Origin of the sequence: Bradyrhizobium sp. BTAi1 (assembly GCF_000015165.1) — a bacterium.
Classification (GTDB): domain Bacteria; phylum Pseudomonadota; class Alphaproteobacteria; order Rhizobiales; family Xanthobacteraceae; genus Bradyrhizobium; species Bradyrhizobium denitrificans.
Window position 1 is genome coordinate 614,227 of record NC_009485.1, and the last position, 13,492, is coordinate 627,718.

Annotated in this window: 11 protein-coding genes; 9 read left to right on the top strand and 2 right to left on the bottom strand. The window is 61.9% G+C overall.

The window, feature by feature from the left end:
- Window positions 1-66 precede the first annotated feature (66 nt).
- A complete protein-coding gene (locus BBTA_RS02855) occupies window positions 67-552 on the top strand; it encodes a GNAT family N-acetyltransferase (RefSeq protein ID WP_148221385.1) in 486 nt (161 codons plus the stop codon).
- A 544-nt stretch (window positions 553-1,096) separates the two neighbouring features.
- On the opposite strand, the gene BBTA_RS02860 is transcribed toward BBTA_RS02855, so the two are convergent.
- Window positions 1,097-1,798, bottom strand: coding sequence for a glutathione S-transferase family protein (locus BBTA_RS02860; protein ID WP_012040937.1), 702 nt, complete (start codon window positions 1,796-1,798; stop codon window positions 1,097-1,099).
- Between the two features lie 181 nt (window positions 1,799-1,979).
- Between BBTA_RS02860 and BBTA_RS02865 the strand changes: the two genes are divergently transcribed.
- The 6 genes from BBTA_RS02865 (at window position 1,980) to BBTA_RS02890 (ending at window position 9,126) form a co-directional block, all read left to right on the top strand.
- Entirely contained in the window at window positions 1,980-2,714 is a 735-nt protein-coding gene (locus tag BBTA_RS02865) for a TauD/TfdA family dioxygenase (RefSeq protein ID WP_041750283.1), read from the top strand.
- 53 nt (window positions 2,715-2,767) lie between these two features.
- A complete protein-coding gene (locus tag BBTA_RS02870) occupies window positions 2,768-3,316 on the top strand; it encodes a cupin domain-containing protein (protein ID WP_148221386.1) in 549 nt (182 codons plus the stop codon).
- A gap of 19 nt (window positions 3,317-3,335) precedes the next feature.
- Complete coding sequence (locus tag BBTA_RS02875; protein WP_201767750.1) at window positions 3,336-4,706, top strand: KamA family radical SAM protein; 1,371 nt, start codon at window positions 3,336-3,338, stop codon at window positions 4,704-4,706.
- Complete coding sequence (locus BBTA_RS02880; RefSeq protein ID WP_012040941.1) at window positions 4,699-6,573, top strand: FAD/NAD(P)-binding protein; 1,875 nt, start codon at window positions 4,699-4,701, stop codon at window positions 6,571-6,573. The genes BBTA_RS02875 and BBTA_RS02880 overlap by 8 nt, the downstream gene beginning before the upstream one ends.
- On the top strand, window positions 6,573-7,661 hold the full coding sequence (locus tag BBTA_RS02885; RefSeq protein ID WP_148221388.1) for a branched-chain amino acid aminotransferase: 1,089 nt from the start codon (window positions 6,573-6,575) through the stop codon (window positions 7,659-7,661). The genes BBTA_RS02880 and BBTA_RS02885 overlap by 1 nt, the downstream gene beginning before the upstream one ends.
- A 229-nt stretch (window positions 7,662-7,890) precedes the next feature.
- On the top strand, window positions 7,891-9,126 hold the full coding sequence (locus tag BBTA_RS02890) for an MFS transporter (RefSeq protein ID WP_148221577.1): 1,236 nt from the start codon (window positions 7,891-7,893) through the stop codon (window positions 9,124-9,126).
- 166 nt (window positions 9,127-9,292) lie between these two features.
- Here the strand turns inward: BBTA_RS02890 and BBTA_RS02895 are convergent, their stop codons facing one another.
- Entirely contained in the window at window positions 9,293-10,192 is a 900-nt protein-coding gene (locus BBTA_RS02895; protein WP_012040944.1) for a LysR family transcriptional regulator, read from the bottom strand.
- A 788-nt stretch (window positions 10,193-10,980) separates the two neighbouring features.
- Between BBTA_RS02895 and BBTA_RS02905 the strand changes: the two genes are divergently transcribed.
- Window positions 10,981-12,180, top strand: a complete 1,200-nt coding sequence (locus BBTA_RS02905) for an amino acid aminotransferase (RefSeq protein ID WP_083780753.1) — start codon at window positions 10,981-10,983, stop codon at window positions 12,178-12,180.
- A gap of 79 nt (window positions 12,181-12,259) precedes the next feature.
- A complete protein-coding gene (locus BBTA_RS02910) occupies window positions 12,260-13,099 on the top strand; it encodes a GntR family transcriptional regulator (RefSeq protein ID WP_083780586.1) in 840 nt (279 codons plus the stop codon).
- Window positions 13,100-13,492: the final 393 nt, after the last annotated feature.

A 13,492-nucleotide genomic window follows, 5' to 3' on the forward strand; every position in this document is an offset into this window, starting at 1 on the left:
AAGAGGCCGCAGTCCGCTGCCCGAGGACGTCATGCGCTCCGACTTGCTCAACGACAGGAGAGTGGCTTGAGTACCAATCTTGGCACTGCAGTTGCGAGGCCCGCCAATGCCATGAGGCAGGCGAGGCCGGATGACGCTGAGAAGCTGACACGTATCGCTCAGGCGGCGTATGGAAAATACGTGCCGCGCATGGTGAAGGCGCCAGCGCCGATGTCGTATGACTATCTCGCCTGGATCAGGGAAGGAAACACTTATGTGTTGGAGCATTCTGGCGAAGTGGCTGCAATGATCACGCTTCTGCCGAAGGATGATCACCTGATGATGCGCAATCTTGCCGTTCTTCCTGCATTTCAAGGCAGGAGACTCGGTCACGCGCTGATCGATTTTGCCGAGGCGGAGGCCAGGCGTCGGAATCTCCCTGAGTTGCGTCTCTACACCAACGAGAAGTTTCCGGAAACAATGCCGTTCTACAAATCGCGCGGCTTCTCTGAAACGCATCGTGCCCAGGTCGACGGATATTCGTTCATCTATCTGTCGAGAACGCTCACCTGATTCTGTCCTCGGCAAGCATCGTCGATCCGATGAAGCGTCCGTATAAGCCGATCAGTCGTTGGTCGGCGGAGAGCCGCGGCGTGGCGGAAGTTAGCTCTCTCCGTCGACGCTCTGATCAAAGCTCGCAGGCGTTCGAGCTTTTGCTCGGCGCCGGGCGCCGCGAGACGTCAAGTTGATCAACGCGGCTGGTGCGTTTCATCGCGGGCTGGTGCGGGCCGGCGGTGGTGGTCGAAACGCGCGAGCTGCCAGGGCTACATCATGAGCATCGGCGTGTTCAGTACGGCTTCGCACATCTCCTCAAGCAGAGGTCGCTGGCGGCGGATCCGTCGGCGGGACTGAACCTCTGATCGGGGCCCCGCACGGTGAAGAAGGAGCCAAACACGGTTGAACATGCCCACTCCTGTCCGGTCCTCGTATCTGGCCCGTCGGTTGTGCCAGCAAAGTCAGCTCTGGATTCGCAAGCCGGCGCGCCTCGTGGGGGCTGACAAAGGGGCGGCAATCAGCACCGACGCAGCCCGGCGTGCCGAAGACGCGATAAGAGGTGCTATTCAGGCAGAGCGAGGCCCTCCCGTGCGAACGCGCGCCGGACCGCAGGCCTTTCGGCGAGGCGCCGCGCATGGTCGGTCCAAGCGGGGAAGTCGGTTGCCATATCATAGCGCAGACGTTGACCGCGTCCCCAGTTCCAGAATACCTGGAGATAGGGATCGACGACACTGTAGGTGTCGCCGAGCGCCCAGGGGCTGGCGCTCAGGCGATCGTTGATCTCCTGCCAGAGCGGCCTGCACGATTCGACCCCCTTCCGGACCACCTCTGCTTTGCCTTCGGGACTGTCAGCATAGCGCTCGGCGCGACTGATATGCGCGTAGGTGACGTGCACGGTCGATGCGAGCCACGAGCACCACTCGGCGCAACGGGCATCCGCTCGCGACTCGGTCGGCCAAAGCCGCGAGGCCGGCGTCGGATGCGTCCCTGCGGCTGTCAGATAGCGCAGTATCGCTGGTGTCTCGGTCAGGATTCCCCAGGGCGTCGCAAGCGCCGGAACGCGGCCGCGCGGATTGATGGCCAAGTAGTCCGGTTCTCGTTGCTTGCCTGCGGCGAAGTCGACCTTGATGGCCTCGAAAGTCAGCCCTGTCTCCTCGAGAACGATATGGGCTGCAATCGAGCATGCGCCCGGCCAAAAATAAAGTACCAGATGGCTCACAGAACTAATCCTCTGATTGGCGTGTTGGTAGGATAGGGCTTCCATGCTTCGGAGTGAACGCCGGCTTCGAATATATTTCGCGCCATATCCGCTTCGCTGATCATCAATGATCGAGACGAATATCGCGTAGCATGTGTGGGCTCATATAACTTCAAAAATCACTATCAAATCGGCGAGGTGCAACCTAGCGTCGGCTCATGACTGCAATTGTTCAGGAGCGTAACGAATGGCCGAGCACCTCGTATCCAGTGATTTCCTGCAATTCCAGACACTCTTGGCGAGCCGTGGATGGGCGGTTCTTGCATCAGGTGAGATCGATGCCGATCCGGCTGTGACGCTTCGGCGGCTTGGGACGATCGTGCCGCAATATGACGGGCGCGTTAGTTTCGATGTCACCTACCGGCCAGGCTATGACGATGCACCCTATAGTCAGAGCATGAATGCGCTCGGCGCGCATACGGAGGCGCCAGGCTTCATGCCGCCGCCGAAATATCTCGCGCTCTATTGTCACCGGCAGGCGCGTTGTGGAAATGGACAGACGCTCCTCGCCGACGGCATTCGCTTCTACGACGAGGCGCTGAGCCCCGATCTGCGGCGTTGGTCTCAGAACAACGAGGTCGAATTCGTGTCCAGCGCGACACCGGGCGATGAGACCAGGTCATCGCTCCGCGCGCCGATCCGCGCCACCGTCGCAGGCGAGCCGGTGCTGAGGTTCAGCTACAATTTGTTTCGTTACGGCAATGTGAACCCGGATGCGATCGAAGTCAGGCGCGTCGGCGACGATCCGTCCGATCCGCTCGGGCAAATCGCGGAAGAAGGGGAGGCGTTCTTCAGCCGCAACCTGATCCCGGTCCTTATTCCCGACGGCTGCATGCTCGTCTGGAACAACCATCGCCTGATGCACGGCCGTGGCCGCTATGCCGACCAGGCGCGTCACCTCACGCGCTACTGGCTGAGCTGAGCGTTCGAGGTCGCCGTCTCGACGGCGACCTCGTTGCGCGACTTCCGGCATGATTGACAGAGGATGCGATGATGAATGAGGGGTGTTACCTGGCTTATGGCGTCCTTCGCGACGCGTTGAAGAGCAGAACCACCGAGCCCGTCGCGTGGAGCTGGAGTCGAACGGCCGCTGAGCTTGAGACCAGGGTTGGCGCCGAGATTCGTGGCATCTCGCTCGTGGCGCTGTCGACAGCCGCGAGTGACGCGACGGGCGAGGTCGTTCCCGGCATCTCCTTTGCGGTGCAGTCATTGCCGGTCGACGGGCAGACTCCGCGTCATTCCCATGCGTGGTGGCACGTGTTCGTCGTTCAGAGTGGATCGGGCATCGTCGGCTTCGGTGATGGCCGCGAGGCGATCCGTATGATGCGGAACGACGTCGTGTTGATCCCGGCCTGGTGCGTCCACGAGCTTCGCAATGATGGTGCCGAACCATTCGTCACCTTGAACCTCAGCAATATGCCGCAGCAGGCTGATCTCGCAAACTTCAGAACGGCTGATGGACGTCAATCATCGCCTTGCACTGATCCAATTGGAAAGGGCCGCACGCATGCTACAGGTCTCTGATCTCCCTCGTACGACCGGAATGCAGCCACATGTCGCGCAACCACCGGAGCGATTGATCTATTACACCAACCATCGCCTGTCGCAGGTGCCGCAGCTCAAGTCTCTGCCGCCGCGTCTGGTTCGTGGCATCCATCTCGCGGCAATGGTGTTTCCGTTCAAGGTCAACAGTTACGTCCTCGACAATCTGATCGATTGGGGGGCGGCTCCGGATGACCCGATGTTCCGGTTGGTCTTCCCGCATCCAGACATGCTGCAGGATGGCGATCGGGAGGTCCTTGATGATCTTCTTGAGCGAGGGGATGAAGTCGCGATCGCCGCCGAAGTGCAGCGTATCCGTGCGGACATGAATCCGCACAGCTCCGACCAGATCGTCAATGTTCCGCTGTTCGAAGGGGCCTCCCTGGAAGGCGTGCAGCACAAATATGACGAGACGGCATTGTTCTTTGCCAAGCAGGGCCAGACCTGCCACTCTTATTGCTCGTTCTGCTTTCGATGGCCGCAGTTTGTGGATTCGGCCGTCGACCGGTTCGAGGCGCGGGACGGAGAGCGGCTCTACGCCTATCTGCGGACACGTCGCGACATCACGGATGTGCTGCTCACGGGCGGGGACCCGTTCGTCATGAGCAGCCGGCGGCTGGCCGATTACCTCGAGCCGCTGCTGGCGCCGGAGTTCTCACATGTGACGAACATCCGTATCGGCACCAAGGCTTTGTCGTATTGGCCGCAGCGATTCTATGTCGGCGCGGAGGCGGAGGAACTGAACCGGCTGTTGGTTCGGGTCGCCGATTCAGGAAAGCAGGTCGCTGTCATGGCGCATGTCAATCACTGGCGTGAGCTGACGCCCGAGCCGGTTCATCGGGCCGTCGAGGCGCTGAGAAGGTCCGGTGCGGTGATCCGCACGCAAAGTCCGGTGCTGCGCCATGTCAACGATGATGTCGCGGTGTGGCGTCGCAATTGGCGCGACCAGGTCGCGATGGGAATGATCCCGTATTACATGTTCGTCGAGCGCGATACCGGCGCGAACCACTACTTCCGCATCAGCCTCGATCGCGCGCTGGCGATCTACCAGGCGGCCGCTGCCGCGGTGTCGGGGATTTGCCGCACGGCGCGCGGGCCGGTCATGAGCGCGGGGCCGGGCAAGATCCACGTTCTCGGCCGGCTTGCGATCGGAAATGACGACTATTTCGTGCTGTCGTTCCTGCAGGCAAGGCGCAAGGAGTGGCTGCATCGGCCATTCCTGGCCAAATATTCTGCAGATGCGGCCTGGATCAACGAGCTCGTGCCCCCCGAAGGCGAAGACGGCTTCTTTTTCGACAGGCCGTACGCCGAGCTCTTGGCGCAGAGAAGCGGCGAACATCGCCTGGAAGCCGAGGAGGTCGGACATGAGTGAGATATCGGTCGCAATCATCGGGGCCGGCTCGCGCGCGCTCAACGTGATCGAACATCTGGCTTGGCGGTTGTCGTCAGACTCGGCGCTTCCCGGTGTCGTGGTGCATCTCATCGATCCAGGCGAGCCGTGCGCCGGCGTGCATGTCGCCAATCAGTCCAGCCAACTGCTCACGAATACGCTTGCGTCACAGGTGACGATGTTCTCGCCGACGAACAGGCTCGAGCCAAAGTCGCCGCCGAGCGGGCCGTCCTTCACAGAATGGGCGCGTCGTCAGGGTTACCGCCGGTTCGGCACCGAGTATCGTCAGGCCGCCGGAGGTGAGGAGATCGGAGAGCTCGATTATCTTCCGCGCGCCATGCTGGGCGAGTATCTCCGCGACGCATTCAGGATGGTGCTGCAGCGAGCGCCGAAAGCGATGACGGTGAAACACCACCGGACGACCGCCATCGACGTCTCGGAGCATCCGCGCCGCGTGCATCTCGAAAACGGTGACCGCATCCCGTGGGACGCGTTGATCATCGCGACGGGGCATTGCGAGCTCCAGCCCTCGCCCGAAGAGCTCAAAATCCAGTCGTTCGTGACACGTAATCGGTCGCGAAACAGTCGGCTCAGATACATCGGCAATCCGTACCCCACCTCGCGATTGGCGGAGATCTCCCGGTCCGACGTGGTGCTCGTTCAGGGTCTCGGATTGACGGCGTACGATGTCATTGCCGACCTGACCGCCGGTCGAGGAGGCGGGTTCGTCGAGACAGGCGGCGGGCTGCGCTACATCCGTTCCGGCGAGGAACCGCTCATTCGTCTGTTCTCGCGCCAGTCGCTTCCCTACGGAGCGAGAGGGGTCAACCAGAAGGGGGTCGACGGAGGGCATGTCGCTCAATTCCTCACCAGACCAGCTGTCGACGCCATTCGGGCGCGATCTGCCGCCGGCGGAATGGGGAAGCTCGACTTCCTGACCGACATCCTGCCGCTGATCCGGAAGGACATGGCGTTCGCGTATCGGTGCGCCGAGCAGCGGCGAAAGATCGATGTGGAGGACTTCCGGCCCACGCCGACGGAAGACGCGATCATCGACCGGATCTTCGAGCCGAAGGAGCTGTTGTCTTGCGGCGGACTGAGTGAATTGCGATCACGCGTCGTGAAGTACCTGCGCGACGATTTGGCGGAGGCCGTCCGAGGCAATGTGGACAGCCCGTTGAAAGCGGCGACGGATGCCATCCGGGATCTCCGAGACGGTCTGTCTGCGGCCATCGAGTTCGGCGGACTGACGCCGGAGTCCCATCGTTACGTCGTCGAGGTGTTTGTTCCGTTGACGAATCGGATCACATTCGGTCCGCCCTTGAGGCGCAACGCTGAATTGCTGGCCCTGATCGAGGCCGGCGTGGTCGACTGGGCAGGCGGCGCGGGAGCCAGGATTCGCCTTGATGAAGGTCTTGCGCGCTTCGTGGTTCAGACGACGTTCGGATCGAAAGAGGAGTGCGTCGCTGGTGACGTTCTCGTCACGGCGCGGGTGTTTGGTCACCGACCGCTCGAGGACGTTCGGCCGTTGTCGCGAAATCTGGTGGAGCGGGGCATCGCCCGGCCATTCTGCAACGGCAACTATCATCCGCACGGTCTCGACGTGGATCGCGGCCTGCGGCTGCTGCGAGCTGACGGATCACCAAATCGAAGCATCTGGGGAATCGGCTTCGTCACCGAAGGGCCGCGCTTTCATACCCATGCACTCCCGCGGCCCGGCCGGCGCTCGAGCCAACTGGCCGATGCTGCGCGACTCGTGGATGATCTCCTCGCGTCGTTCGCATCGGGAGCAGCGCCGCATGCTGCGGCGGCTCAAGCTGAAGTCCTGGCTGAAGAAGGGGTGCGGTGATGCAACAAGATGCCCGCTCGCCCCTTGCGCATCTCGGCGGTGCTCTGGGGTTCGGCAAATATATGACCAACGCGATGGTGCTCTGTCGGTACAGCGACGGGACTGGCTGGGAAAAGCCGAGCCTGGTCCCCTATGGGACGCTCGCATTCGACCCATGCGCGCTGGTGCTGCATTATGGCCAGGCGATCTATGAGGGGATGAAGGCATATCGATCCCCCGACGCCTCGATCGCGCTGTTTCGACCGGATCGCAACGCGGCGCGCTTCCGCGCTTCTGCACGGCGCATGGAGATGGCCGAGATGCCGGAGGGCTTGTTCATCGAGGCAGTGAGCACCCTGGTGGACGCGCAACGCGATTGGGTGCCGGCTGGCGCGGAATCGTCGCTGTATCTGCGACCGGTCATGGTCGCCGACGAAGCGGCATTCGGTGTGCGCAGATCGACGACTTACCTGTTCTTCATTGTCGCGACGCCCGTGGACGCGCTCTACCGCGACGGCATGGCGCCGTTCAGATTGATGGTGAGCGAGGACTTTGCCCGCGCGGCGCCCGGCGGCGGAGGAGATGCGAAGACATCGGGAAACTACGGCAGAACATTGATCGCGCTCGAAGCAGCGCGAAGGAGCGGCTTCAACAACGTTCTCTGGCTGGATCCGGTTGAACGTGAGTTCATCGAGGAGGCGGGGATCACGAATGTCTTCGTTCGCCGCGGGCGCGACCTGCTCACGCCGCCGCTCAACGGTCGCATTCTGCCGGGCGTGATGAGAGAGACGATCCTGCAAGTGGCCCGAGACTGGGGCCTGAGCGCGATCGAACGGGAAATTTCGGTTACGGAGCTGCTGAGCGGGATCGATGCAGGTGATGTTGATGAGGTGTTCCTGAGTGGCACAGCCGTTCACGTCGCTCCGGTCGGCGTCATCGCCCGGCGGGGGCGCGAACATCGATTGGCGGCCGCCGGGGAGGCGCAGAGCCTGGCGAAGCGGCTGTCGCAGGCCATATCCGAAATCCAGCGAGGGCTGGTCGCGGATACGCGAGGTTGGATGCGCCGCGTCGCCGCGCCGTCAGACTGTCTGGTCCTAAGCGAGCCTTGATTCAAGTCGGTTGCCGCTGATCGCAGGTCACAGCAAGCCTGCGCGACAGGGCGCGTCGCGCAGATCGTCTTGTCCGTCGGCAGACCTGCGTTGCGGGCTGACGGCTGGTCCGCGTCCGTCAGATTCGGTCAGGGTCGACGGGCATATCAAAGCGTTATCACTGAAAGCTCCGGGCGCGAGCTTTCATTCCAGGCGCCGATTAGTAGGGTCGCGTGGCAGAGGAGCAATGATGACGATCGTGGCCGGCAAGTCGCAGTCCGTTGAGACGGCGCCGACAAATATCTGGACGGTGCTTGCGATCGCCGTTGCGGCACAGACCGCTGGCTCTTTTGTGGCTCAGGGCGTCTACGTGATGGTGCCGATCTGGCGCGAGGCCTTCGATATCTCGTTGGCCGTCGCGTCGCTGGCTGTGACGTTCATGAACGGCGGCCAGATCATAACCATGTTTCTGCTCGGCAAGGCGATCGACCGTCATGGCGAGAGGATCGTCGTCTCCTTGATGATGTTGGGAATGGGCGCCGCCGCCTTCCTATGTGCCGGCCTCGCGACCAGCTTCTGGGCGACGCTGGCCTGCATGACCTTCCTTGGCATGACCTATGCGGCAGTTCAGCCGGGGGGCACACGCGCGATCATCCGTTGGTTTCCTCCGCATCGGCGCGGTCTGGCGACCGGGTTTCGTCAAGCCGCTGTTCCGCTCGGAACGGCGCTGGCGGCGGTGTCGTTGCCGCTGACGGCTTATGCCTATGGGTGGCGCGCCTCGGCACTTCTTCTCGGAAGCGTCGCCGTCGCCGGTGGCGCCATGTTCTGGGCATTCTACCGCGAGCCGTTGGAGCCGATGAGCGCGACGGAGCGGGTCCTGCCGCTGAGAGATCTGCTCAAAGCCGTGGGACAAGATCCGCTCTTTTGGCCGGTGCTGTGGGCTGGCGTAACGATGTCTGCATTGCAGTTCACCCTGACGGCGCATGTGATCGGGTTCTTGTCCAGCGGTCTCGGCCTATCCGTCAAGACCGCGGCTTCCTTGTTCTCGTTTGCCCAGCTGCTTGGAATACCTGGCCGCATTCTGCTGCCGTCGCTCAGCGACCGCTGGTTTCCCGGCCGGCGCATCCGGTCTCTGGCCTGGACGATGATGATCGCGGCCGCGACCGTCGGAAGCTTCGCCCTGCTCGAGGCCGGAACCCCGCAAGCGGCCATCGTGTTGCTTCTCATCCTCCTCGGCGTGTTCGGTATCGGCTGGTTTCCGCTTTATCTTCTGCAGGTTGCCGAAATGGCGCCGCGGAGTTCGATTGCCTCGACCGTTAGCCTGGCGACGACCTTGTGCATGATCGCAATGGCGACCGGGCCGTTCATCTTTGGTCTTCTGGTGGATCAATCCGGCTATGCGGTTGCGTGGATCGCGCTCGTCCTGCCGGTGGCCGTCAGCGCGCTCTCACTGCTCAGAGGTCGGACATTGCGCGCAGCCAGCTGACTCCGGATGTTTGCTTGCCAGCGCGGTGCGCAAAGATCGTCCGGGAATGGCGTGGCGGCAACGGTGCGCCGCACGCGCAATGATTGACAACGCGCAGAATGTCGTCGCGGTGGTCTGCTCGGGCACACTGGCCGCGAAGCGTTCGCCGGCCAAGACCGCCAGCGCGCTAGTCTGCTGTCGGCTGCGCTGCAGTCTGAATCGCGCGAGCGACGGTGAACAGCACCTGTCGTGATGCGGCCGTTCGGGCGTTTGAATGCAGCACGACTTCCCTCTCCGGGAGCGGTGGCAGATGGAAGCGCTGAGTCACGTCGATGACCCCTGCCGGCATCGCGGTTCGGGCCATCGCGGCAATTGCCAATCCCGCGGTCGCCGCGGCGCCCACCGCGATTGCGCCGCCGCCAACGATCGCCTCTCGCCAGCGAATATCGGCCCTCGTCAAGGCTCGTACCGTTAGTTCGCGCACCTGACAGGGCTCGGGCTGGATTGCGATCGGCAACGGCTCCGATCGTCCCACCTTGAGATCGGGCGAGCCAAACCAGGAGAAGCGCTCATTGAACAACCGCTCGCCCGAGCGGCGGTTCTCGCCGTGCCGCAGGATGATTGCGGCGTCCACCTTCCCGCTGTCGAGGAGCTCGAGCAAGCCGCGCGTATCTCCGATCCGGAGATCGAGCACGAGATTGGGATCGTTTCCACCGACCCGCTCCAGTGCCACGGGAAGTCCAGGCCCGACCAGATGATGCGTGATCCCGAGCGTCAGCCGGATGGTTCGGGGAGACAGCGCGGCGAGCGCACGCTTGTAGGCATTCACGAGCTCGCGCGCGGGATCGAGAAATCTCTCACCCTCGCGGGACAGGCTCACTTTGCGCGGTGTCCGGTCGAGCAGGCGCTGTCCAAGTCGCTCTTCGAGCCGTTTGATCCTCAAGCTCACGGCGGCCTGCGTCGTGTTCAAGCTCTGGGCCGCAAGTGTAAAGCTCCGCAACTCCGCGGTCAGAACAAATGCTTCTACAGATTCGGGATCAAGCGATGGCATTTGGAGCCATATCCAATCGTAATCACTGAAATCCATTACAGCACGTTTTCGGCGGAGAATTCAAACCGTAAGATGATCGCCCGGCGAGACGAGACATGCGCGCAGGCGGATGACGTGCACTGCAGAGCATCGGTTGCCAAGGATCTCGCGTCCCCGGCATGTCCCCGACCGAATCCGGTCGTGCAAGCCGCCTCGGCCCCATCCAGGGCGCCTCGCGCGATTTCGTGGATTGTCTTCGCCCGACGGTCAGGGGCAGGTGCCGCATTCTCGATGATGACAACGGCCCTTCAGCGATGCATCGAATTGAGGAGCGCAAGGCGACAAGACGACGTGATCGCCAGCGCGCTGTGGGCGAGAGAAGGAGCCGGACCGCGCGTGACGTCTGCGCTCCCGACGATGCACGAGATGCACTTGGCTCTGCTGAAGATCATGAGCATGTTGCAATCGTCTCAATTCGACGATCGGGGAATCGTGCAGTCCTCACGCGATCGGAATCGTCACCTCATCAGCCTTGACTGATATGCCTGGACAAAGCCGTAATCGGCATTCAATTGATTCCGGCCGCGCCCCGATCACAGCCATCCGATGGCCGTCGACTGAAAAAAACTAAGCGCCTATCCGTCCCTTGCGGAATGTTCTTCCTAAGGGCGATCTCGTTGATTCGATGTCCTTCGAATCAGACATGCCGCACGGCTTGATAGTTGTTGCTGCCGACCATGCCATGTCGGATTAACGAATAGTTGTCCTTCTCTGATACATTCTTAGGTTGCCCAAGATGCTTTCGCGACCTATCGTCTGTGGCTCTGTGAGAGGGGATGCAAGCGATGTTGATCAATCTGTCTCCAACGCCGCCCGATGCTGTCATGCTGGCGGCCAGACTGTTTGCGGAAGACCCCAGGCCTCACAAAGTCAATCTCGGCATTGGCATGTACTATGACGAGGAAGGCCGGATTCCTCAATTGGCAGCGGTGCGCGAGGCTGATCATCGCCTTCGATCGCGCAACCGGCCGTGGCCCTATCTGCCCGCGGAGGGGTTGGTCGATCTGAAGAACAAGGCCATGCCGGTCGTGTTTGGCGAAGACCAGGCGGACGATCTGCGCCGGCGCACGGCGTGGATCCAGACTGTCGGTGGTACAGGCGCCGTTCGCATCGGAGCGGAGCTCGCCCGAGCGATCGCGCCGGACGCGATGGCATCGATCAGCGATCCGAGCTGGCCGAATCACGAAGCAATCTTTCGCGCTGTCGGGGCCCGGGTTTCGAGCTACAGATATTACGACGTCGAATCCTGCAACATCGATGTCGACGGCATGCTTCAGGATCTCGGTCGTCTTCCCCGGGGCACCGTCGTTGTGCTTCATGGGTGTTGCCACAACCCGACGGGATTCGATCCGACGCCGGCGCAATGGAATCACATCGCGCAGGTGCTGGCGGATCGCGGCCTGATTCCCTTCATCGATCTGGCTTATCAGGGATTTGGCGAAGGGCTTGAGGCCGACGCGCAGTCGGTTCGCATCATAGCTCAATCGTGCAATCTGATTTTCGTCAGCGTCTCTTTCTCGAAATCGTTCTCTCTTTACGGAGAGCGTGTTGGATTATTGTTCGTGGTTACCGAGAGCGAGGCCCAGGCGGCACTCGTCGGCGAACGCGCTCGCGCGGTCTCACGGGCGTTATATTCCAGCGCGCCAAGCAACGGAGCTCTCCTCATCGCCGAGGTTCTGGGCGATCCGCAATTGAAGACGACGTGGATCGACGAGCTCGATGCCATGCGCCGGCGTATCCTGCTGATGAGGGCTGAGCTCGTCGACCAGCTCGCTGGCGGCAATCGAGGAGCAAATTTCGCGCCGATCAAGGCGCAGCGCGGGCTGTTCTCGTATTCAGGCCTGACCCGCACCGAGATCGAGCGGCTGAGAGTCGACCACGCGGTTCACGCGGTGGCCGATGGGCGGATCTGTCTGGCGGCGCTCAATGCGGGGAACCTTCCGTCGGTCGCTGCCGCAATTCGACAGGTTTCGAGCCGGCATTGACGGCGCCCGTGCAGTTTTGTCGCAACTTTAGGTCGAGTAAAGTTAATTTTGCCCGAGTTCGGACAAGTTTTTGCAGGAGATGAGTTCCGCGCAGGAGAGTGACCGTCAGTCGAATGGTGGGGCGGTCATAGAACCTGTTTCACAATTGATCATCATGATCGAGCGGTCGCTCCATCAGCGGGAGCGCGAGCGTGACGATCGAAATGCTCCGGAGGAGCTTGTGCAGAGTCTCGACAGATCGCTTTTGAAGCGAAGAGCCAAAGTATATCCAACTCTTAGAGAAATGTGTCTCGACTATGCATTCTGGCCGCGGCAGCAGCTGCATATCGAGGATCTCGCCGCTCTTCTGTCGTCGAGTGCGACGCCGGTCCGGGAAGCTCTCGCCCGCCTGGCTGGGGAGGGCCTGATCGAGGCGCTGCCCAACCGCGGCTACGTGGCGAAGGCGCTCTGCGAAGATCAGATGCGCGGCAATCTCGATCTTCTCTTCACGCTGCTGACGGACGCAATTGCACGGGCGAAGCCGGAGCGCTGGCCCATCCGGGCCGAGCAGGGCGGTTTGGACGAGCAGGATCTGTTCCGGTTGGCCGATGCGAACTTCATGAATATCGCGCGCCTGCCGGACAACGACGTGTTGTGTGAGCACATTGTCCGGCTGATGGAGCAGACGCGCTTCGTCAGGAGGCTGTATTTCGAGGACGACAGCGGCCGTGCGGAGATGACGGAGCCGATCAGATGGCTTCGTGACAGCCTGGTCACGCACGATGCGATGTCCGCGAAGCAGGCGCTGGACGATCAGATCCGTGATCTTCACGAACGCCTCGGTGCGCTGATCAAAGAGGGGCGCACGCGCTCGATGACTGTCAACCGTGCGCCCATGCTCGTTCGAAGCGTCGGAGCGATACGACTCCCCACGGCTTGAGCAGTCGTCGTGGGCCTCAGACGCGGGTGCGCCTGGGCCCATCTGTCTGCGTTCATCGGTCGCGTTCATGGCGGCAAGGTCAATGGCGATTGGACTTGAAATGAAGCTGCATATGGCTCTGGCTCGACGCGGGTGGAAGCATCGCCGATGGCCGGTCCCGGTGTGCCACTCACCTCCCTACGCGGTGATGTGCCGTCAGGACTCACGCGTTGCTTCCGCTGGCGCCTCGTCAGCGGCAGGAGTCTCCGATCAACACGCCTCGAACCCGTTCCCGTCCGGTCATATCAGCAGAGCGCAGGGCTCCGTTGGCGATCGCGGTCACCAACGTTTGGAATATACAATCGCAGATAGCATCAAATATTGCTTCCGATTGTCAGCAATCGTCTCCTATAT

What these genes read in the sequence shown, in the direction of transcription:
- BBTA_RS02910 (WP_083780586.1), top strand. Translation starts at nt 12,260, where the DNA reads ATGAGTTCCGCGCAGGAGAGTGACCGTCAGTCGAATGGTGGGGCGGTC.
- BBTA_RS02905 (WP_083780753.1), top strand. Translation starts at nt 10,981, where the DNA reads ATGTTGATCAATCTGTCTCCAACGCCGCCCGATGCTGTCATGCTGGCG.
- BBTA_RS02865 (WP_041750283.1), top strand. Translation starts at nt 1,980, where the DNA reads ATGGCCGAGCACCTCGTATCCAGTGATTTCCTGCAATTCCAGACACTC.
- BBTA_RS02880 (WP_012040941.1), top strand. Translation starts at nt 4,699, where the DNA reads ATGAGTGAGATATCGGTCGCAATCATCGGGGCCGGCTCGCGCGCGCTC.
- BBTA_RS02860 (WP_012040937.1), bottom strand. Translation starts at nt 1,798, where the DNA reads ATGGAAGCCCTATCCTACCAACACGCCAATCAGAGGATTAGTTCTGTG.
- BBTA_RS02890 (WP_148221577.1), top strand. Translation starts at nt 7,891, where the DNA reads ATGACGATCGTGGCCGGCAAGTCGCAGTCCGTTGAGACGGCGCCGACA.
- BBTA_RS02895 (WP_012040944.1), bottom strand. Translation starts at nt 10,192, where the DNA reads ATGGATTTCAGTGATTACGATTGGATATGGCTCCAAATGCCATCGCTT.
- BBTA_RS02875 (WP_201767750.1), top strand. Translation starts at nt 3,336, where the DNA reads ATGCAGCCACATGTCGCGCAACCACCGGAGCGATTGATCTATTACACC.
- BBTA_RS02885 (WP_148221388.1), top strand. Translation starts at nt 6,573, where the DNA reads ATGCAACAAGATGCCCGCTCGCCCCTTGCGCATCTCGGCGGTGCTCTG.